This is a genomic window from Polaribacter sp. SA4-10, from assembly GCF_002163835.1.
Lineage (GTDB): Bacteria > Bacteroidota > Bacteroidia > Flavobacteriales > Flavobacteriaceae > Polaribacter.
This window is the reverse complement of sequence record NZ_CP019331.1, coordinates 2,385,380-2,407,016: the sequence shown is the minus strand read 5'-3', so window position 1 is coordinate 2,407,016 and position 21,637 is coordinate 2,385,380. Positions and strand designations below refer to the sequence as shown.

Annotated in this window: 19 protein-coding genes; 15 read left to right on the top strand and 4 right to left on the bottom strand. The window is 31.3% G+C overall.

The genetic code is table 11. From position 1 onward, the window contains the following. Nucleotides 1–241 precede the first annotated feature (241 nt). The 3 genes from BTO04_RS10455 to BTO04_RS10445 all read left to right on the top strand — a co-directional run bounded on the left by BTO04_RS10455 (nucleotide 242) and on the right by BTO04_RS10445 (nucleotide 4,407). Nucleotides 242–1,546 (top strand): DEAD/DEAH box helicase, encoded by a 1,305-nt coding sequence (locus BTO04_RS10455; protein ID WP_087564446.1) that lies wholly within the window; start codon nucleotides 242–244, stop codon nucleotides 1,544–1,546. Nucleotides 1,547–1,684: 138 nt separating this feature from the next. Next, a complete protein-coding gene (locus BTO04_RS10450; protein ID WP_087564445.1) occupies nucleotides 1,685–2,977 on the top strand; it encodes an aminopeptidase P family protein in 1,293 nt (430 codons plus the stop codon). A gap of 116 nt (nucleotides 2,978–3,093) precedes the next feature. After that, nucleotides 3,094–4,407, top strand: coding sequence for a sugar MFS transporter (locus tag BTO04_RS10445; RefSeq protein WP_087564444.1), 1,314 nt, complete (start codon nucleotides 3,094–3,096; stop codon nucleotides 4,405–4,407). A 16-nt stretch (nucleotides 4,408–4,423) separates the two neighbouring features. Here BTO04_RS10445 and BTO04_RS10440 read toward each other — a convergent pair whose 3' ends face one another. Further along, complete coding sequence (locus tag BTO04_RS10440; protein WP_087565387.1) at nucleotides 4,424–5,209, bottom strand: alpha/beta fold hydrolase; 786 nt, start codon at nucleotides 5,207–5,209, stop codon at nucleotides 4,424–4,426. A 167-nt stretch (nucleotides 5,210–5,376) separates the two neighbouring features. Here BTO04_RS10440 and ppk2 point away from each other — a divergent pair, with 167 nt between their 5' ends. The 5 genes from ppk2 to BTO04_RS10415 all read left to right on the top strand — a co-directional run bounded on the left by ppk2 (nucleotide 5,377) and on the right by BTO04_RS10415 (nucleotide 9,807). Further along, nucleotides 5,377–6,177: a polyphosphate kinase 2 gene (gene ppk2 / locus BTO04_RS10435; protein ID WP_087564443.1), complete on the top strand. Its 801-nt coding sequence runs from the start codon at nucleotides 5,377–5,379 to the stop codon at nucleotides 6,175–6,177. A gap of 320 nt (nucleotides 6,178–6,497) precedes the next feature. After that, nucleotides 6,498–7,310, top strand: coding sequence for a hypothetical protein (locus tag BTO04_RS10430; protein WP_087564442.1), 813 nt, complete (start codon nucleotides 6,498–6,500; stop codon nucleotides 7,308–7,310). 196 nt (nucleotides 7,311–7,506) lie between these two features. Continuing rightward, nucleotides 7,507–7,698: a hypothetical protein gene (locus BTO04_RS15210; RefSeq protein ID WP_157662453.1), complete on the top strand. Its 192-nt coding sequence runs from the start codon at nucleotides 7,507–7,509 to the stop codon at nucleotides 7,696–7,698. A 546-nt stretch (nucleotides 7,699–8,244) separates the two neighbouring features. Continuing rightward, on the top strand, nucleotides 8,245–9,291 hold the full coding sequence (locus tag BTO04_RS10420) for a helix-turn-helix domain-containing protein (RefSeq protein WP_087564440.1): 1,047 nt from the start codon (nucleotides 8,245–8,247) through the stop codon (nucleotides 9,289–9,291). Nucleotides 9,292–9,303: 12 nt separating this feature from the next. Then, nucleotides 9,304–9,807 carry a hypothetical protein gene (locus BTO04_RS10415; protein WP_087564439.1) on the top strand — a complete coding sequence of 168 codons (504 nt, stop codon included), beginning with the start codon at nucleotides 9,304–9,306 and terminating at the stop codon, nucleotides 9,805–9,807. Here BTO04_RS10415 and brnQ read toward each other — a convergent pair. Together brnQ and BTO04_RS10405 are read right to left on the bottom strand one after the other, a co-directional pair. Next, nucleotides 9,804–11,081 carry a branched-chain amino acid transport system II carrier protein gene (brnQ, locus tag BTO04_RS10410; RefSeq protein WP_087564438.1) on the bottom strand — a complete coding sequence of 426 codons (1,278 nt, stop codon included), beginning with the start codon at nucleotides 11,079–11,081 and terminating at the stop codon, nucleotides 9,804–9,806. The two genes, BTO04_RS10415 and brnQ, sit on opposite strands and share 4 nt — an antisense overlap. 8 nt (nucleotides 11,082–11,089) lie before the next feature. Beyond that, nucleotides 11,090–12,634, bottom strand: coding sequence for a serine hydrolase (locus tag BTO04_RS10405; protein WP_087564437.1), 1,545 nt, complete (start codon nucleotides 12,632–12,634; stop codon nucleotides 11,090–11,092). A 94-nt stretch (nucleotides 12,635–12,728) separates the two neighbouring features. Between BTO04_RS10405 and BTO04_RS10400 the strand changes: the two genes are divergently transcribed. Further along, nucleotides 12,729–13,508 carry an alpha/beta fold hydrolase gene (locus tag BTO04_RS10400; protein ID WP_087564436.1) on the top strand — a complete coding sequence of 260 codons (780 nt, stop codon included), beginning with the start codon at nucleotides 12,729–12,731 and terminating at the stop codon, nucleotides 13,506–13,508. A 151-nt stretch (nucleotides 13,509–13,659) separates the two neighbouring features. Here BTO04_RS10400 and thiL read toward each other — a convergent pair whose 3' ends face one another. After that, nucleotides 13,660–14,709, bottom strand: coding sequence for a thiamine-phosphate kinase (thiL, locus tag BTO04_RS10395; protein ID WP_087564435.1), 1,050 nt, complete (start codon nucleotides 14,707–14,709; stop codon nucleotides 13,660–13,662). Nucleotides 14,710–14,828: 119 nt separating this feature from the next. On the opposite strand from thiL, the gene BTO04_RS10390 reads away from it, so the two are divergent. From BTO04_RS10390 to sufB, 6 genes are all read left to right on the top strand, one after another. Next, nucleotides 14,829–16,259 (top strand): choice-of-anchor B family protein, encoded by a 1,431-nt coding sequence (locus BTO04_RS10390; RefSeq protein WP_087564434.1) that lies wholly within the window; start codon nucleotides 14,829–14,831, stop codon nucleotides 16,257–16,259. Between the two features lie 222 nt (nucleotides 16,260–16,481). After that, nucleotides 16,482–17,819 carry a hypothetical protein gene (locus tag BTO04_RS10385; protein ID WP_087565386.1) on the top strand — a complete coding sequence of 446 codons (1,338 nt, stop codon included), beginning with the start codon at nucleotides 16,482–16,484 and terminating at the stop codon, nucleotides 17,817–17,819. 4 nt (nucleotides 17,820–17,823) lie between these two features. Next, nucleotides 17,824–18,558: an MbnP family protein gene (locus tag BTO04_RS10380; RefSeq protein ID WP_087564433.1), complete on the top strand. Its 735-nt coding sequence runs from the start codon at nucleotides 17,824–17,826 to the stop codon at nucleotides 18,556–18,558. 37 nt (nucleotides 18,559–18,595) lie between these two features. Continuing rightward, nucleotides 18,596–19,654, top strand: a complete 1,059-nt coding sequence (locus BTO04_RS10375) for a cytochrome-c peroxidase (protein WP_232455886.1) — start codon at nucleotides 18,596–18,598, stop codon at nucleotides 19,652–19,654. 106 nt (nucleotides 19,655–19,760) lie between these two features. Continuing rightward, a complete protein-coding gene (locus BTO04_RS10370; RefSeq protein WP_087564431.1) occupies nucleotides 19,761–20,090 on the top strand; it encodes an iron-sulfur cluster assembly accessory protein in 330 nt (109 codons plus the stop codon). Nucleotides 20,091–20,103: 13 nt separating this feature from the next. Then, the gene (gene sufB / locus BTO04_RS10365) at nucleotides 20,104–21,552 is read left to right on the top strand and encodes a Fe-S cluster assembly protein SufB (RefSeq protein ID WP_087564430.1); all 1,449 of its coding nucleotides are present in this window, start codon (nucleotides 20,104–20,106) and stop codon (nucleotides 21,550–21,552) included. The last annotated feature ends 85 nt before the right edge of the window (nucleotides 21,553–21,637 follow it).

Below are 21,637 nucleotides of genomic sequence, written 5' to 3'. Positions count from 1 at the left end.
ATAAGTGTTAACACCTTAAAATACAATTCTTTACATCTTTATAGTTCCTCGTTTTTTTAAGAAAAATTGAAATTATAAAAAATTTAAAAGAGCAACACAGCCAGAATTAAAAACCATCAAAATTGATGGTTTTTTCATTTTTAAGAAAGGTTAAAACATTAGTAATACCAATAGAATTCCATGTATATTTGCAAATTCATTCAGAAACGACAAAATCTACGTTGTTTCTTAAAAACCAACTATGTCGTTTAAATCATTAGGATTATCTGAAGCTTTATTAAAAGCCGTTCAAGAAAAAGGGTACACAACCCCATCACCAATACAAGAAAAAGCAATTCCTCATATATTAGACGGAAAGGATATTTTAGCTTCTGCACAAACAGGAACTGGAAAAACTGCAGGTTTTACATTACCTGTTTTACAAATTTTATCAGAAACAAAACACCCAAAATATAGACCTTTACGTGCATTGGTTTTAACACCAACAAGAGAATTAGCAGCACAAGTTCATGAAAATGTTAGAGAATATAGTAAATATTTAGACATAAGATCTACTGTAGTTTTTGGTGGTGTAAAAGCTGCTAGTCAAATAAGAACGCTAAAACAAGGTGTAGATATATTAGTTGCAACTCCAGGTAGATTATTAGATTTACATGATCAAAAAGCAGTTTCATTTAAAAGAGTAGATATTCTTATTTTAGACGAAGCAGATAGAATGTTAGACATGGGTTTTGTTAGAGATATTAACAAAATTATTAGTTTTATGCCTTCTAAGCGTCAAAACTTAATGTTTTCTGCAACTTTTTCTAATGATATTAAGAAATTGGCATCGGGAATTTTAAGAAATCCTGTTTCTGTAGAAGCTGCTCCACAAAATTCTACTGCAGAAATGGTAGAGCAAAAAGTGTATCGAGTAGACAAAGGGAAAAAGACAGGATTAGTTATCGATTTGATAAGTGAAGGTAATTGGAGTCAGGTTTTAATGTTTACAAGAACAAAACATGGTGCAAATAAGTTAACAGAAAAATTAGTTAAATCTGGTATTACTGCTGCTGCAATTCATGGAAATAAAAGTCAAGGAGCAAGAACAAAAGCTTTGGCAAATTTTAAAAACAATTCTATTAGAGTTTTAGTAGCAACAGATATTGCAGCTCGTGGATTAGATATTCCTTTATTACCTCACGTTATAAATTTTGAGCTACCAAATGTACCTGAAGATTATGTTCATAGAATTGGTAGAACGGGTAGAGCTGGTGCAAGTGGAGAAGCAATTTCTTTAGTTTGTAGTGAAGAAACTGAATATCAAAAAGAAATAGAAAAAATTCTAAAGCAGAAATTAAATACTGAAGTTTTAGCAGGGTATGAACCAACGGATACTGCTGGCCCAAAAAGAGCCGCATCTCAAAGTAAAGGTTCATTTGGTAAGAAAAATTCTTCTTCTGAAGGAGATAAACCAAAAAGAAAACCACACTTTAAAGGAAATAAACCTGCAGGATCTACTTCTGGAAGAGGTAGAACTGGAGCACCTAAAAAGAAACGTTATTAGTATATAAGTTTCCTTTTATAGAACGAACCTTTTTTATTTTGAAAAAAATAGAAAAGGTTTTTTTATGCACTTGAAAATTCATCTCGTTTTAAGTTGATGTATATTATTCCTACCTTTGAGTTCTAAATAGAATTCAGCATGAAATATCATCAAATAAATTCACAACTTTTTATAAAAAACCGTAAAAACTTTGCTTCTAATATGAAGCCAAATAGTTTAGCCGTTTTTAATTCTAATGACATTTACCCAATAAGTGCAGATAGCACAATGCCTTTTGAGCAACACAGAGATATTTTATATCTAAGTGGAGTAGACCAAGAAGAAAGTGTCTTGGTTTTGTTTCCTGATTGCCCAAATGAAAAGCATAGAGAAATCTTATTTGTAAGAGAAACAAATGATCATATTGCAGTTTGGGAAGGCGCTAAATTAACAAAAGAAGCCGCTTTTAAAACATCTGGAATCAAAACAGTTTATTGGTTACAGGATTTAGAAAAAGTAATTTTTGAGCTTTCTACGTATTGCGATACTTTCTACATCAATACAAATGAACATTATAGAGCCAACATAGAAACAGAAACACGAGAAGACCGTTTTACAAAATGGTTGCTAGCAAAATACCCTGCACATTCAGTTGCAAAAAGTAGTCCTATTATGCATGGCTTACGCGCTGTAAAAGACCAAATAGAATTAGACTTAATGCAAAATGCTTGTGATATTACTGAAAAAGGGTTTCGTAGAATTTTAGATTTTGTAAAACCCGGTGTTTGGGAACACGAAATTGAAGCAGAATTAATACATGAGTTTGTAAGAAACAGATCTAAAGGGTTTGCTTATTCCCCAATTATAGCTTCAGGAAACAGTGCTAATGTTTTACATTACATGGAGAATAATCGGGAATGTAAAAGTGGCGATTTAATCTTATTAGATACTGCTGCAGAATACGCAAATTATAAAAGTGATTTAACAAGAACAATACCCGTTTCTGGGAAATTTTCTGATAGACAAAAAGCAGTTTACAACGCTGTAAATCATGTTAAAAAAGAAGCTACAAAATTATTAGTTCCAGGTACTTTATGGAAAGAATATCATGTAGAAGTTGGGCATCTTATGACTTCAGAATTACTAAACTTAGGTTTATTAGATAAAGCTGATGTACAAAATGAGGATAAAGATTGGCCTGCATATAAAAAATATTTTATGCATGGAACTTCTCATCATATTGGTTTAGACACCCATGATTATGGTTTGTTGCACTTGCCAATGGAAGCAAATATGGTATTTACAGTAGAACCTGGAATTTATATTCCTGGTGAAGGTTTTGGAATTCGTTTAGAAGATGATGTTGTAATTCAAGAAAAAGGAGCCCCTTTTAACTTAATGGGAAACATTCCTATTGAAGCAGATGAAATTGAAGATTTAATGCAAGGTTAAATCTTGAAATAAATACTTAAAAAGCGAGTTTAAAAACTCGCTTTTTTTATGATTAAATAAATTATATCTTTCTTTTTTATAAAAAATCAACTTTAAGTTTAACTAAACCAATATAAATGTCAACTCAAACTAAAAACAAAACATTAGTTCCAATAATTATTATTGCAGGTCTTTTCTTTATTTTCGGATTTGTAACTTGGATAAATGGCGCATTAATTCCGTTTATGAAAACGATAAACGAATTAACAGATGCACAATCTTATTTAGTGGCTTCAGCATCTTATATTTCTTTTGTTATTATGGCTTTACCAGCTTCTTATATTATAGATAAAATTGGGTATAAAAAAGGAATGTCTTTAGGTTTGATAATTATGGCAATAGGAGCATTGGTTTTTATTCCTGCTGCAGAAGCTAGAACTTACTGGATGTTTTTAGTTGCAATATTTATTCAAGGTGCAGGTATGACTTTACTGCAAACTGCTTCTAACCCTTATATTACTATTTTAGGCCCCATGGAAAGTGCTGCAAAACGTATTGCAATTATGGGAATTGCTAACAAAGTTGCTGGTGCTTTAGGTTCTGTAATTTTTGGTGCTATTTTATTATCTGGAATCGATGAAATTAAAGAACAATTAAACGTTGTAAATGATGCTGAAAAAGCGAGTTTATTAAACACAATGGCAGATAGTGTTGTTACTCCTTATATTGTAATGGCAGTTGTTTTATTTTTATTAGGAATTCTAATTAGAAAAGCTCCTTTACCTCATGTAGAAGCACAACCAATTGAAGTTTCTGAAACTGATGGAAAACCTAAAACAAGTATTTTTCAATTTCCACATTTATGGCTGGGTGTTTTAGCGTTGTTTTTATATGTAGGAGTAGAAGTGATCGCTGGAGATACTATTATTTCTTATGGTATTTCTTTAGATATCCCAGTTGATGAAGCTAAGTTTTTTACCTTATTTACACTAATGGCAATGGTTGCAACCTATGCTTTAGGTGTATTTTTAATTCCTAAATATATAAGTCAATCCTTGGCTTTAAAAGCAAGTGCTATTTTAGGTATTGTATTTTCATTTTGTATTGTTTTTACAAGTGGATTTACCTCTGTACTTTTTGTTGCAGCTTTAGGTATTGCAAATGCGTTGGTTTGGCCAGCAATTTGGCCTTTAGCTTTAACAGGATTGGGAAAATTTACAAAAACCGCTTCAGCATTACTTATTATGGCAATTTCTGGTGGCGCAATTATTCCTCCCTTATATGGTGCTTTGGTTGATAACAAAAAAGCAGCACTAATTACAAACGGAATTAACGAAGCTACAGCGCTCGCAGAAGCTGCTTCCTTTGGGTATTGGATATTATTACCTTGTTATATTATAATTCTTTATTATGCCTTTAGTGGGCATAAATTAGGTGTTAATAAAGGATAAAAAAATAGATTTATTTTTAAACTGCTAAAGAGTTTATAAATTTAATTGTTTGATTGTTAAACGTTTCCGGCTGTTCTACATTTACAACATGTCCAGAATTATCAACAACAAATAAAGAAGAAGTTGTATGTTTTGCTACAATATTTTTTATTGATGGTAAAAACAAATGATCTTCAGCTCCCATAATATAAAAGGTAGGAATTTTAATATCAGTTGCTCTAAAAAAACGCAATAGAGGATTAATCTCTGAGGTTAATTTAAACCATCTTAAAAATTCTTTTTGATAGAGTTTCTTTGCTTCATTTACAAACAACAAACGCGAATTCTTATGATTTTTCTTTGGCATGATTATAAAAGCAAAGAGCTTATATAGATACATGTATGGAACCACAGATTTAAAAACATTACCAACTCGCATTAAAATTTGAGAGCGAAAGTCTAATTTAATAATTGCACCACCCATAATCAAGCTTTCCACCAATTCAGGTCTTTTTTCGGCAAGATTCCGTATCAAAATTGTTCCTAAAGAGATTCCTATAAAATGTGATTTATTAATCTGTAAATACTCAATAACCTCAACAATATCACTTGTAATAGAGTCAAAGGTATATTTAGGATTAAAAGTGTCTTTTAGCGTTGGCGTACTATCTCCATGACCTCGTAAATCTAAAATTAAAACATTAAAATGCTTTTTAAAATCTCTAACTTGTTTGTACCAAATAGAACTACTTCCTCCTGCACCGTGAACAAAAGTCACCCAGTTTGTAGAGATTTTATGAGGATATGAGTAATAGTTTAACAAAGGCTTATTTTTTAACAATAGATAATATGAAAAGCAAAAATAGGTATTTAATTTTGAATGTAATTTTAGTCAAAAAATTAGTCGTTTATTATTTATAATTGATTTAAAATAGGGAATCTAACCCTCTTTAAGTACTCTTTTTTTTTGATTTTTCTTAAATTGCATGTATGAATGACTCAACTTCAGAAAAAAACAAAGGCAAAAAGTTTAATTACGAACAAGAACTAGCGAAAGTGCACACAGAATTAGTGCATTTACAAGAATGGGTAAAAAAGCAAGGTTTAAAAGTAGTTATCATTTTTGAAGGAAGAGATGCTTCTGGAAAAGGTGGCACTATAAAACGTTTTACAGAGCCCTTAAACCCAAGAATTTGTAAAGTTGTTGCATTGGGTATCCCTACAGAAAGAGAGAAATCTCAATGGTATTTTCAGCGTTATGTACAATATTTACCAGCAGCTGGTGAAATTGTTTTACTAGATAGAAGCTGGTACAATAGAGCTGGTGTAGAAAAAGTAATGGGTTTTTGTACAGATGATGAATATGATGAGTTTTTACGTTCTTGTCCAGAATTTGAACGCATGTTAGTGAGATCTGGAACTATCGTTTTAAAATATTGGTTTTCTGTAAGTGATGAAGAGCAGGAAAAACGTTTTAAAAACCGTATTTCTAATCCTTTAAAACGTTGGAAATTTAGTCCAATGGATTTAGAATCTCGATCTCGTTGGTTAGAATATTCTAAAGCAAAAGATACTATGTTTGCTCATACAGATACCAAACAAGTTCCTTGGTATGTAGTAAATTCTGACAATAAAAAGAAAGCAAGATTAAATTGTATTAGCCATGTTTTAAGTAAAATCCCTTATGAAAAAATAGATCATGAACCTATAGAACTTCCTCCTTTACCAGACAACAAAGCGTATATTAGACCGCCAATTACTTACCAAACATTTGTGCCAGAAAAGTTTTAATAGCGCATTTTAAAATAGTAAGAAAAAGGCGAACAGAAGTGTTTGTCTTTTTTATTTAAAAAGAACTCCCTGGCAACAAATTAGTATGTAAAAAATACTTCTTACAAGCTTATAGTCCTGTAATTTTTTTATTAAATTTTAGGTAGTACAAAGTCCTTGTTATTTAAAATGTAGTGTTTTTACTTAATTACCTCTTTTTTCTATAAAAAAAGGGTAATTATACTGACTTCTATATTTTATTAAAAGTAGACCTTTACCTGCAATAATAGCTATTAAGAATTACAATCTCTTTTTAACAAATTTTCGATAAACAACTATTTATGAATACAAAATTAAACACTCTTTTTGCTGCCTTATTAATTACTGCAAGCACTTTTGGACAAACACCAGATAAATTAAATTACCAAGGGGTAATTAGAAACAGTAGCAATGCATTAGTAACCAACACAGCAGTAGGTATGCAAATAAGTATTATAAAAGCGGGCGTACCAGATACTACCGTTTATGTAGAAACCCAAGCACCAACAACCAATGGCAATGGTTTGGTTTCTTTTAAAATAGGAGAAGGTACGCTTGTAAGTGGCAATATTACTACCATAGATTGGTCTGAAGGTACATACGCTATAAAAACAGAAACAGACTTAACCAATGATGGTATTTATACCATAACAGGCACCAGCGATTTATCAAGTGTGCCGTATGCATTGCAAGCTAAAACCGCAAGTAATTTATCTAGTAGTAGTGCAGCTGCTCTTAACCCTGCAGAATGTAATTGTAGTTCTTATATTATACCTTATATGCCTTACTCTTCTAATAGTTCCCAAATAATGTATATCAGTAATAACCCTGCGAGTTGGTTTGGTGGTGCCGTATTACCTGACTCTGATATTACTGCAGAGGCGGTAGATTCTGTCGGAAATTATTATGATTTGGGTATAATAGGGACCGCTCCTGCAGGGGCAGTAACAAAAATTACTTCATTGGTTTTAAAGGCTCTAGAGAGTCAAGGTTTTATGGAAGGTAAAGTTTCAATTCGTATTACGTTAAGCCACCCAGAATATGCATTTGTATATGCTTCTTATAATGCAGGCGGTGTTAGAGGTTACGTAGATGTAAAATGTGTACGCTTTTAACAAATGAACTCTATGAAAAAAGCAGCTTTAATAGCCTTTCTGTTTTTGGCTACTCATTTCTTGTATTCTCAATAAACCGTTTCACCCTCATCTGGCAAAGCCACAGGTACTTGCCCTACCCTACGTTATACCGTATGCCAGGGCAAGTATTTAATGCAATTTAACAGGGAGTAATAGCAATACGCTGTCTGAAGGCGTGCAACCACAGCACGAAAAAATAACCTACACTTTTAATACTACTTGGTTACCAAATGACCCAAGTGAAATTTCATTTGCAGAAGATGATGTTTTAATAAATACAGGTAATGCAATTCTATCTAATACTACATTCTGTAATACACTAATAGTTAATCCTGGCGCTGCAGTAACTGTAAATACTAGCTTTTGATTAACAGCAAACACAACTACATTAAATTCTAAGAATAAAATTAGAAAAAAAAAAAATACCTCATAGTTGATACAAATAAGAGCTAACTTTTGGGTTTTTTACAACTGTTGCCACTTTTTTTGAAGGAGAAGTAAAAACATACAATCATTTTGCTACCAAGAAAAGGTTTACTATAAATGTAAAAATTAAAAGTCTTTTTTGTAAAAATAACAGTGCTTCTTTTTAAATTTTCAGCTAAATAATTTAAACATGAAGTTTGATAAACTTTGAATGAGATTAAGTTGGTTAATAGTTTTTGTACTAATTAATCTTCAATGATAAAAAGAGTAAGCATTTTGTTGTTCTGTGTGATCTATTGTACAGGCTTTTTCAAACTGAACGGCACATACTTAAAAGGTGTCTTTAAAAGAGTGTTTTGTAATGACAATTATAGCTTCGTTTGGTTTACTAGTCGTAAAAAAACTATTTAATTATAGTTAAAATCTTGTTTATTGGTTGACTTTTACCTATTTTTATATACTTTTGTCAACCTTTAAAAGTAGAAATATGGAAAATATTATAGCAAATAGAATTAAAAATGCACGAATATTAAAATGTTTGTCTCAACAGAATATTGCTGATGAATTAGGTATTACTAAACAAATGGTTAGTAAATATGAGAAAGGTGAAGCGGTTCCAACAAGTTCTAGGTTTTTAAAATTATCAAAGCTTTTTGGCTTAAAAATGGATTACTTTTTTAGTTCTTTTCAAATTGAACTTGGTGAAATCAACTTTAGAAAAAAATCAACTTTTTCTATAAGAAAACAAAACTCACTAAAAGAAGAGATAAAGATAAGACTTGAAAATTATATTTGGATAGAAGAAACTCTATCAATTGATTATAGTTTTAAAAATATAATTGAAAATATAAAAATTAACTCTTTAGATGATATTCAAAAAACTGTATTAAAATTAAGAAATGACTGGAATATTGGTATTGACCCTATTCACAACATAATTCAACTTTTAGAAGATAAAGAAATAAAAGTAATCGAGTTATATAATGTAGATGAAAAATTTGATGGTTTAGCCACTTATGTTAATAATAAATACCCAGTTATTGTTGTTAATGGGGATTTCCCTGTTGAAAGAAAAAGATTTACTTTACTTCACGAATTAGGACATCTTTTACTAAACCTTCCAGATTGTGAAACTAAAGAGGAAGAAGTGTTTTGTAATAAATTTGCTTCAGAATTTCTTTTTCCTGCAGATATTGTAATTAAAGAATTTGGGGGAAAAAGACGTAATATTACTTTTCCTGAATTAATTAATGCTCAAAAAAAATACGGAATCAGTATTCGTGCAATAATTTATAGACTTGTAGATACTGGTATTTTAAGTAAGAATAAACATATCAGTTTTTATAAACGATTGAATTTAAACCCTTCCTTAAAAAGGGAAGTAGATAATTCAAGATTTGAAACTCCAGAAAAATCAAATAGATTTGAACAGTTAGTTTACAGAGCACTTTCTCAAGAAAATATTTCTATTAGTAAAGCTTCTTCTTTACTTAATGAGAGAATAGCAAACCTAAAAGAGATTTCATTATTATAAGATACAATTGCTATGAAAGTTATAATAAATGATGCTAATATTTTAATCGATTTAGTAAAATTAGAACTTCTTGAAGTATTTTCTGAACTTAAATTTGAATTACATACAACAGATTTTGTATTTGAAGAGATATACGATGAGCAAAAAGAAGCTATTTCTATTTTAACATCAAGTAACAAACTTAATATAATTGAGACTGCCTCTATTGATGATTTTTCAGGGATAAATAACATTTTAGAAAAAAGCAATGGTGTAAGTTTTGAAGATTGTTCTGTTTGGTATTATAGTAAAAAACTCTCTGGAGTTTTGTTAACTGGTGATGCACAATTAAGAAAACAAGCAAAAAAAGATGATTTAGAAGTTCGGGGAATATTATACATTTTTGATGAGTTATTAAATCAAAATTTGATTACACATGAGATAGCTCTACAAAAGATAAAAGAGCTTTATTTGTTCAATAATAGACTTCCTAAAAGAGAAGTTGAACAAAGAATAGAGTTGTGGAAAAACAGTTAGTTAATTGTCGTTTTCTTCCCTAAAAAATTCAACCCAATAAAAACCAATAAAGCAGGAATTACCCAACCCAAACTAGAGTTTGCTAAGGGAATCATATTTTTAATGCCTACTAAGTTTTCTCTAGGAATTATAAAGCCTAAAAAGTCAGTAATACTAAAGATAAAAGTCACTAAAACCACTCCTCTAAAAACCAATTTTGAAGCATATTTATTGGGTACAATATTTAGTAGAATTAATACAATGGTTATTGGATATAAAAACATTAATGCTGGTACCGCTAATGTGATAATAAAATCTACTTGATAACTCCCTACAACAATCCCAATTACAGAAGCAATAGCAGCAGTAGCAATATAAGCTGTTTTAGAGTTTTTGCATATTCCTTTTATATAATCTGCTGATCCTGTTACAATACCAACCGCTGTTGTAAAACATGCTAAAGCAACTAAGACACTTAAAAAAGTAGTTCCTAAATTACCCAACGTTTGTGAACTTAAGCTTGATAAAACTTCTGTTCTTGATCCATTTTCTACAAATGTTGAAGAAAATAAAGAGCCACTTAGAATTAAACCTCCATAAATTAAAAGCAAACCAGATCCTGCAATAATTCCTGCTTTTGTAATCAGTTCTTTTCTAACTTCAAAAGAGTCATTCCCTTTTAAGTTTAAAGAGATAATAATTACGGCTCCAACAACAACGCCTCCAATAGCATCAAAGGTTTGATATCCTTCTAAAATTCCGTCTACAAAAGGAGTTTTAAACGTTGATGGATTTACAGTTCCTGAAGATGTAAAAATAGCGATTGCAATTATTATCAAAAGAATTAAAACAATAATTGGTGTTAAAAACTTACCAATTAAACTAATAATTTTATTACGATTTATGGCAAAAACAAACACCAATACAAAATAAATAATACTGGTTAAAAGTGGTGTTATTTCAAAAAAGGGTTGAACTGCCATCTCATGTGTAACTGCTGCTGTTCTTGGAGATGGAATTGCGATGGCAATTGCATAGATAAGTACACAATAAACCGTGCTAAAAATCGGAGAAACTTTTTTACCAAAATCATATAAAGTTCCCTGTAATTTTGCGTGTGCAAAAATTGCCAAAATAGGAATCGTTACTGCTGTTAGTACAAAACCCAATACAACAATCCACCAATCTGAACCTGACTTCGCTCCTAAAGTTGGAGGTAAAATTAAATTTCCTGCTCCAAAAAAGAGCGAAAATAGTGCAAAACCTGCAATCCAAATATCTTTTGTTTTAATCAAAATTACTATTATTTTTTAAGGTTTAGGTCATGAAAATCGAAACTAAAATCTGTAATTGGTGCAATGTATTTCATTTTTGCAGATTGCGCCATTCCTTTTTCATCAAAAGAAAACTGAACAAAAACATCTGCATCATAACTTCTATTATTCCATTTTACAACATAAGTTGTTTGATTGTATGGCAATAATTCACCAAACAAATTAGAAGAACGTTCGCATTTTATAGCATAGGTGTTGCCATCATTAGAAATAATAACATTTCCAAACCAATCATCTTTATAAGTTCCTATAATTTGAGCCGGTTTTGGTAAGTTTTTATTGGTTTTAGCAAGTTCAACTTTTGCATAAATACTATCTTTTAAATCATCATTATATTTTAAATAGGTAGCATTACTTGTTCCGTATTTCTTTAACCAACCTCTATCTTCATAGCCTAAATAGGTGTCTTTTATCGTATTGGTAATGGTATTAAATGCGCTTCCATTCATTTGATTTGTTAACACTACAATTGCCAAATCTAAATCTGGAATCATGGTAAACTGAGTTACTGTGCCTAACAAACCACCTGTGTGATACACTTGCTTATATCCGCCTTTTACATCCGTTAAAAACCAACCCAAACCATACCCTCTAAAATTAGCATTGTAAGAGTCGTTTTTTCTAACTTTTAAAGGCGTTTGTAATTGCCATAATTCGTGAAATTGTAGTTCACTTAATAATCGTTTTCCGTTTTGAGTAACAGCATCATTCATTAAAAAATTTGCCCAAGTAAGCATGTCTTTTACATTACTCATAATTCCACCTGCAGGATTGGCTGTTTCGCTCCAATCATGAGGAATTTGAATCACTTTACCATCTGCTCTTGTGTGTGCCTCAATAATGTTCGTTCTATCTGTAACTCTATTGTAAGATGCTTTACTGTTTAGCATTCCAACAGGTTTCATAATTTTTGTTTCAATAAATTCTTCCCAAGAAAGACCACTTACACGTTTTAAAACTTCACCAGCAATAATAAACATGTTGTTATTGTAAGCAAATTTGCTTCTAAAAGAACTTTCTGGTTTTAAATGTTTTACATTGTTAATCACATCTTTGGATGTAAAATCATTTCCTTCAGGAAAGAACATTAAATCTCCAGCTCCTAAACCCATTCCACTTCTATGCGTTACTAAATCTCTTACTGTAAATTGTTCTGTTACCCAAGCATCATATAGCTGAAATTCTGGAATGTGTTTTCTCACTTTATCATCCCAATTTAGTTTTCCTTCATCTACCATCATCGCCAAAGCAAAACACGTAAAACCTTTACTATTAGAAGCAACACCAACTAAAGTATTTTCGTTCATGTCTTTTTTATTGGTTAAAGAACGAACTCCATGGCCTTTTGCATAAATAATTTTTCCGTCTTTTAAAATTCCGACAGAAATACCTGGAACATCAAAAGTTTTTAACGTCTCTTTTACCAAGTTATCGAGATTTTTCTCATCAATTTGTGCACTTAAGGTTAAAGAAAAAATAAAAAGAACAAGAGGTAGTATTTTTTTGAAAAACATAAGATTAGATTTTAATGAATTCTCATCAAATATAGTAAATACTTTTTCATGTTTTTGAGTTTCTAAAAGCGATTCAAATGGTATATTTGTTTCTATGGTTTTAGATTATAAAAATGCTACTATTTCTTATTCTGATCAAGGAAAAGGAACTGCTATTATTCTGATTCACGGTTTTTTAGAAAATGCAACAATGTGGAAAGAGATCACACCACAACTTACTAAAAAAAATAGAGTAATTACTATTGATTTATTAGGTCATGGAAAATCTGATTGTTTGGGTTATACACATTCCATGGAATTATTTGCAGAAACAATTGAAGCTGTTTTAAAGCATTTACGAATTAGAAAATGTATTCTAATTGGTCATTCTTTAGGCGGTTATGTTGCGTTGGCTTTTGCAGAAAAAAATCCACAGAAAATAAAAGGGTTGTGTTTAATGAACTCGACCTCTATTGAAGACGACAATGAGCGAAAAAAGTTAAGATCTCGTGCCAATAAAATGGTACAAAATAACTTTACCAATATGGTAAGAATGTCTTTTACTAATTTATTTAGTGAAGCAAGTAGAACTGTTTTTAAAGATGAAATGAAATTGGCTTTAGCTGAAGCTTTACAAACCCCTATTCAAGGTTATATTGCCGCTCAAGAAGGAATGAAAAATCGCCCAAATAGAAGTCCTATTTTAGCTGAAAATAACTTTAAAAAATTGATAATTATTGGTGAAAAAGATCCTGTTTTAGACCATCAAACTTCCTTAGAAGAAGCTAAAAAAACGAATTCAGAATTTGTTGTTTTTCCTAATGGACATATGAGTCATATTGAAAACAAAGAGGAGTTGATAACTATTTTAGAGCGTTTTGTGAAGCTTTGTTGATTTCACTTTCTAAAAAAACTACTGACTTCCTTTAACTTCTGATAAAATGAATTAAAGCTCATGTTCTCTTTATAGAGAAACAAATCTTTATTAAAAACAAAAAAGCGCAAATTTTAAATTTGCGCTTTTTTTATAAGTTATTTTATGCTTTTTACTCCCCTTTTAAAGCATTCCAACCTTGTGCTTTTAGCTCAATTTCTTGGTTTGCTCTTGTAACTAAATTCATACCTTGAGTTTCTGCTGTAATATGCCCAATAATAGAAAAATTAGGATTGTCTTTTATTTTATCAAAATCTGCAATTGGCACTGTAAAAAGTAATTCGTAGTCTTCACCTCCACTTAATGCAATCATCGTAGAATCCATATTAAATTCTTCTGAAGCGGTTATTACTTGTGGATCTAAAGGTAACTTGTCTTCATATATTTTACAACCAACTTTACTCTGGCTGCAGATATGCATAATTTCAGAAGAAAGTCCATCAGAAATATCAATCATAGAAGTTGGTTTTACTTCCAATTCTTTTAACCAACCTGCAACATCTTTACGTGCTTCTGGCTTTAATTGACGTTCTATTAAATACGTGTAATTGTCTAAGTCTGGTTGATTATTTGGATCTACTTTAAAAACTTGTTTCTCTCTTTCTAAAACCTGTAACCCCAAATATGCTGCACCCAAATCTCCAGTAACAACAATTAAATCGGTTTCTTTTGCAGTATTTCTATAAACAACTTCTTCTTTATCAACTTTTCCTATTGCAGTTACAGAAATTAAAATCCCTTTGGTAGAGGATGTTGTATCTCCACCAATTAAATCTACTTTATACGTATCACACGCCAACTGAATTCCTGCATACAATTCTTCAATTGCTTCTAAAGAAAAACGATTAGATACGGCAATAGAAACTGTAATTTGTTCTGCAACACCATTCATTGCATACACATCAGATAAATTAACCATAACAGCTTTATAACCTAAATGTTTAAGAGGCATATAACTTAAATCAAAATGCACACCTTCAACCAACAAATCTGTAGTAATTAAGGTTTGCTTTTCTGATGCAGCTAAAACTGCAGCATCGTCACCAATTCCTTTTACTGTAGATGCGTTCTGAATTTTAAAATATTGTGTAATATGATTTATTAAACCAAACTCACCAAGTTCAGCTAATGATGTTTTTTGTGTATTCTTGTCTTCTAACATACTGCAAAGATAGGTACAATCTTAAAGGTTATATGGTACATTTAAAAGAGATATTTATCAAATCTTGTTTTTTTGTAGTACATTCGGTACATTATTAAAATTAACCCCCCAATTCTACCATGAAAAAAATTACTTTTATTTTCTTTTTATTAACTCAAATTATATTTGCTCAAACTCCTTGTATAGATGGTTTTGCTGGCGAATATCCTTGTAATGATTACGACTTAATGTCTCACATTTCTAATGCTACTCTTGGCAATCTCTCAACGGCAGGTAATGATAGCTGGGGATGGACCGACCCTGATACACAAAAAGAATATGCTTTAATGGGTATAGATACCGGTATTGTTTTTATAGATATCAGCAATCCTATAGAACCCATCATTATAGGAACACTAAGCTCAAGTACCGTAAGTAGTTCTTGGAGAGATGTAAAGGTGTATAATTCTCACGCCTTTATTGTTAGCGAAGCTAATTCTCATGGCATGCAGGTTTTTGATTTAAGAAGACTAAGAAATCCTTCAAATGCAATAATACCTTTTACTGCAGACACCACTTTTACGGGGTTTGGAAGTGCGCATAATATCGTGATTAATGAAGAAAGTGGATATGCATATATCGTTGGGGCAAGCAGAAGCTCTACCTATGGGGGTGGTCCTATATTTATAAATATTCAAGATCCTGTCAACCCGGTTATTGAAGGCGGTTTTGCTGAGGGCGGTTACTCCCATGATGCACAGGTTATCACTTATAGCGGTCCAGATACAGACTATACCAACAAGGAAATTCTTATTGGAAGTAATGAAAATGAAATTGTAATTGCAGACGTAACGGATAAAACAAACCCTATCGTAATTTCTACCATAAGTTATTCTAATGTTAAATATGCACATCAAGGTTGGTTTACTGATGATCTAAAATATTTTATTTTAGGTGATGAACAAGATGAGTTAAAAATAGGAAACAAGACACGGTCTATTATTTTCGACTTTACAGATTTAGACAATCCAGTATATCATTTTGATTACTTCGGAAACACAAATGCTATAGATCATAATGGATATGTAAAAGACAATGTCTACTATCAAGCAAATTATACGGGTGGTGTGCGCATGATTGATGTGTCAAATATAGCAACTAAAAGTTTTTCAGAAATTGGTTTCTTTGATACCTACCCAAACAATGATAATGCGGACTTTAACGGTGTTTGGAATGTATACCCTTATTTTCCCAGCGGAAACATTATTGTTAGTGATATAGACAACGGTTTTTTTGTTATTCGAAAAAGTGGTACTTTAAATGTAGCGCCTAAAAAAGCACTAACAAATTTCTCTGTTTTTCCAAACCCTGCAAAATCTCAAACAACAATAACAATTGGAAATAATAAAATAATAGAAAGTGTTCAAGTATATTCTATTTTAGGCCAAAAAATAATTGATAAAAAAAATCTTAAGCAACCAAAATACATTTTAAAAACTGCTATTTTAAATAAAGGAATTTACCTTATTAAAATTAATGGTAAAATGACAAAGAAATTTATTATTGAATAAGTTCTTTAATATAAAGTTTCAAATAATTATTACAACCCTTAAAAGAGCTAGTTCATACTAGCTCTTTTAATTTTACAAAAAAAAATTAACCAACCTAAATATATTTTAGAAACTACCGTTTTAGAAAAAGGTATTTACCTTATTAAAATTAATGAAAAAATGACAAAGAAATTTATTGTTGAATAAATTATTTAACATAAAATGCCAAATAATTATTATAAAATGAAAAAATATTCTCTAATATTAGCGTTATTATTTTTATATAACTGCTCAAAAACGGATGTTACAATAAACCAAGAAGAAGTAGAAGAGATAATTAATACAGGCTCTTTAGATTTTGCCCAAACTTTTGGTGGTTCTAAAAATGAGGTTTTTTATTCTGTTGAAAAAACAATTGATGGTGGCTACGTTATTGCTGGTTATACGCACAGTGTAGACGGAGACATCACCACAAAAACAGATGCCTCTTTTGATTTTTGGATTCAAAAATTTTCTGCAGACAACACCCTAGAATGGCAGAAAACTTTTGGTGGTTCAAAAGATGACAGTGCAGCAAGTATTATACAAACTAAAGATGGTGGTTTTGCAGTCTTAGGATACAGTAAAAGTTCAGATACAGATGTTTCTGAAAATGCAGGTGATAAAGATTTTTGGTTTCTAAAACTCTCAAACAGTGGAAACCTGCTTTGGGAAAAAACATTTGGTTTTTCTGGCGCAGATTACGGTACAACATTGTTAGAAGCCAAAGATGGGGGATTTCTTATTGCTGGTGTTTTAGATGTTTCTAGTTCTAACGGACAAGGGAACTCAAAATCAGCCGCAACACAGCACGCTGGTGGAGATTATTGGGCAATAAAAACAGATGGTTCTGGTAACTTACAGTGGCGTAAATTCTTTGGTGGGTCACTTTCAGAACTGCCTTTAGGTGTTGTGGAAACCACGGATAATAATTTTATAATTGTGGGCTCATCAGACAGTGACGATTTTAATATTGAAAATAATAAAGGAAGTTATGATTTTTGGATGATAAAAATCTCATCTACAGGAACATTGCTTTTAGAAAAAAGTTTTGGCGGATCAAAAATTGATGAAGCTACTGCAATTACAGCTACAAATGACGGTAATTTTATTGTTGTTGGAGATACCAGAAGTTCAGATTTAGATGTATCGTTAAATAATGGTGGCGCAGACATTTGGATTATTAAAGTTTCTGCGCAAGGAGAACTTATTTGGGAAAAAACAGTAGGAGGTTCAAGTTTTGATGTTGCAAAAGCAGTTTTTAAAACCCAAGATAATGGTTTTTTAATTGCAGGTAGTTCTAGAAGTTTAGACAACGGTTTTGAAAATAAAGGACAAAATGATGCACTTATTTTAAAAGTTGATGCCAATGGAAACCTCTTATGGCAGAAAACAGTTGGCGGCTCAGAAATCGACTTTCTATACGATGTTGTTGAGTTAAATAATAAGGCCATTATTGCAGTTGGTGAAAGTAGTAGTTCAGACAAAGATATTTCTGAAAATAAAGGCTTTACAGATGCATTAATAATTCAATTAAAATAACAAAATGAAAAATATACTTGCTTTTTTATGCATCTCAATATTTATGTTTTCATCTTGCTCCAGCGAAGACGAAAACATAACTATTACCTTAAATTTTACTCATAATTGGGATGGAACACCAATTACCAATCAAGATTTTGACACGCTAAAATTTACAAACAAAAATGGAGAAAAAATAAGTATCGAGAAATTACGATATCTTATTTCAAATATTAGTTTGCTTGGCTTAAAAAACTATCATTTGATTAATTTTACTGAAAATTCTGGAACATCATTCAATATTTCAAACCTTACGAACGGGACTTATACACTTTCTTTTAGATTCGGTTTTTCAGACGAAGACAATATAGATGGCGTATATCAAGATTTAAATTCTGTTAGCTTTAACGTTCCTGGGATGTTAGGTGGCGGATATCATTACATGCAATTTGACGGAAAATATATAGACAACAAATACGAAGAAGCAGGCTTTAATTACCATAGTATTAGAGCGGTAGACAGAACATATCCAGATAATTTAAAATTTGAAGACACTTCTTTTGAAGTCAATTTAGGAACTGTAACAATTTCAAACAATACGGAGATTGAAGTTAAGGTAAACCTTGCAGAATGGTTTAAAAACCCAAATACATGGGATTTAAACGAGCTAAACACTGTTTTAATGCCTAACTTCGAAGCTCAAAAAACAATGAGTGCTAACGGGAAAGGTGTTTTTTCTCTTGGAGAAGTAAGTCAATAAAACTTTGTCATTACTAAGAATGGCAAACAATATAAAAATGAAAAAAATACATCTATTTTTTCTTTTCTGTTTTCTTTTGATGAATTGCGCATCGAATGAAGAGGAGGTGTACACCCCAATTCCGTATAACTTAGAAATTCCAACTCTTTTTGCAGCAAAATTAATTGCTCCCATTGTACCTGCAAACAACCTTTTAACGGAAGAAGGAGTTGCTTTAGGAAAGAAATTATTTTTTGATCGTATTTTATCTGGGGATGGATCACAATCTTGTGCTTCTTGCCACAATCCAAAAAAAGCATTTACAGATCAACAACAATTTAGTGCCGGAATTCAAGGAGAATTTGGAAAAAGAAATGCCATGCCTTTATTTAATCTCGCATGGAATTTTGATGAACGTTTCGCTTGGGACGGAAAAGAATTTGGTCTAGAAGAACAGGCATTAGAACCAGTTTCAAATCCGATAGAAATGCATGCAGATTGGAAAAAAGTTACTCAAAGAATCCAACAACACCCAACCTATCCAAATTTATTTTTACAAGCTTTTGGTACTTCAAAAATAGATTCTATTATAATTACAAAAGCAATTGCTCAGTTTGAAAGAACACTTATTTCTGGCAATTCTAAATTCGATCAGTTCTTACGTAAAGAAGCAACCTTAACTCCTGAAGAGCAAAACGGATTTGATGTTTTTATGGACGAAGCAAAAGGAGATTGTTTTCATTGTCATGGAAGTAATAACAATCCGCTTTGGACAGATAATAAATTTCATAATAACGGATTAGATGCTACTTTTAAAGATTTAGGGTTTGGAAATGTTACAGGAGACCCTAATGATAATGGTAAATTTAAATCGCCTTCTATTCGCAATTTAGCTTTTACAGCACCTTACATGCATGATGGTCGGTTTTCAACTTTAGAAGAAGTTATCAATCATTATTCTGAAGGCTTAAAGAAATCAGCAACCATAGATCCTTTAATGAAGAATATAGATAAAGGTGGTGTGCAGTTATCAACTCAAGATAAAACAGATTTAAAAGCATTTCTACTCGCGCTTTCAGATAATGATTTCATCAATAATCCAACCTTTCAGCAGTAATCAATAAAACCAATTGGATTATTGTCTTTCACAATGAAAATTCTTCGTTATTCTTCGACTTATATTGTATATTTGTCCACAATTTAGATTTAATCTATTTAAAGATATGATAAAAGTTTCAGACACAGCAAAGAAGAAAGTCGTAGAATTAATGACTGACGACGGCTTTAACGCGGTAACCGATTACGTAAGAGTTGGTGTTAAAAGTGGTGGTTGTTCGGGTTTGTCCTACGATTTAACTTTTGATAATAAGAAAGAAGATAGTGACAAAGTTTTTGAAGAGAATAATGTAAAAATTATTGTTGACAAAAAGAGTTTTTTATACTTAGTGGGAACAACTTTAGAATACTCTGGAGGTTTAAACGGGAAAGGGTTTGTTTTTAATAACCCAAACGCAAATAGAACTTGTGGATGTGGAGAAAGTTTTTCACTTTAAAAATCAAATAAATATGTCAAAATACACAGAAGACGATTTAGAACAAGAATTAAAAACCAAAGAATATAAGTATGGTTTTTATACAGATATAGAGAGTGAAACCTTTGCAAAAGGGTTAAGTGAAGATGTTGTAATTGCAATCTCTAAAAAGAAAAACGAGCCTCAATGGATGACTGATTGGCGTTTGGAAGCTTATAGAGTTTGGGAGAAAATGGAAGAGCCAGAATGGGCAAATGTTCATTATACAAAACCAAAATTTCAAGACATTGCTTACTATTCTGCTCCAAAAGCAAAACCGAAGTTAAATTCTTTGGATGAAGTAGACCCAGAATTATTGGATACTTTTAAGCGTTTAGGGATTTCATTAGATGAACAGAAAAAACTAGCAAATGTTGCTGTAGATATTGTAATAGATTCAGTTTCTGTTGCAACAACTTTTAAGAAAACATTAGGCGAAAAAGGTATTATTTTTATGCCTATTTCTGAGGCAATTCAAGAACATCCAGAATTAGTTAAAAAATATTTAGGAACTGTTGTACCAACTACAGACAACTTTTATGCAGCATTAAATTCAGCAGTTTTTTCAGATGGATCTTTTTGTTACATTCCAAAAGGTGTGCGTTGTCCAATGGAATTATCTACCTATTTTAGAATTAATGAAGGAGGAACAGGACAGTTTGAAAGAACGTTAGTTGTTGCAGATAAGGGTAGTTATGTTTCGTACTTAGAAGGTTGTACTGCGCCAAGTAGAGATGAAAATCAATTACATGCAGCCGTTGTAGAATTAGTTGCAATGGATGATGCAGAAATTAAATATTCTACCGTACAAAACTGGTATCCTGGAAATAAAGAAGGAAAAGGTGGTGTTTACAATTTTGTAACTAAAAGAGGTATTTGCGAGAATAATGCAAAAATTTCTTGGACACAAGTAGAAACTGGTTCTGCCGTAACTTGGAAATACCCTTCCTGTATTTTGAAAGGAAATAACTCTGTCGGTGAATTTTACTCAATTGCAGTAACAAACAATCACCAGCAAGCAGATACTGGAACAAAAATGATTCATTTGGGGAAAAACACCAAATCGACCATTATTTCTAAAGGTATTTCTGCAGGAAAATCACAAAACTCGTATAGAGGATTAGTACAGATAAGTCCAAGAGCAGAAAATGCACGTAACTTCTCTCAATGTGATTCTTTACTAATGGGAAATGATTGTGGTGCGCACACCTTCCCTTATATAGAAGTGAAGAATAAAACAGCACAAGTAGAACACGAAGCAACTACGAGTAAAATTGGTGAAGAACAATTGTTTTACTGTAATCAACGTGGAATAGATACTGAAAAAGCAATTGCATTAATTGTAAACGGATTTAGTAAAGAGGTTTTAAATAATTTACCAATGGAATTTGCTGTAGAAGCTCAAAAATTATTGGAAATTAGTTTAGAAGGAAGTGTTGGATAAGATTCACGGAGTTTTAACTGTATAATTGCTGAACCAACAGAGCAAAAATTAAACAGAATATTAAAAAGCGAATCGTGTAAAAAGC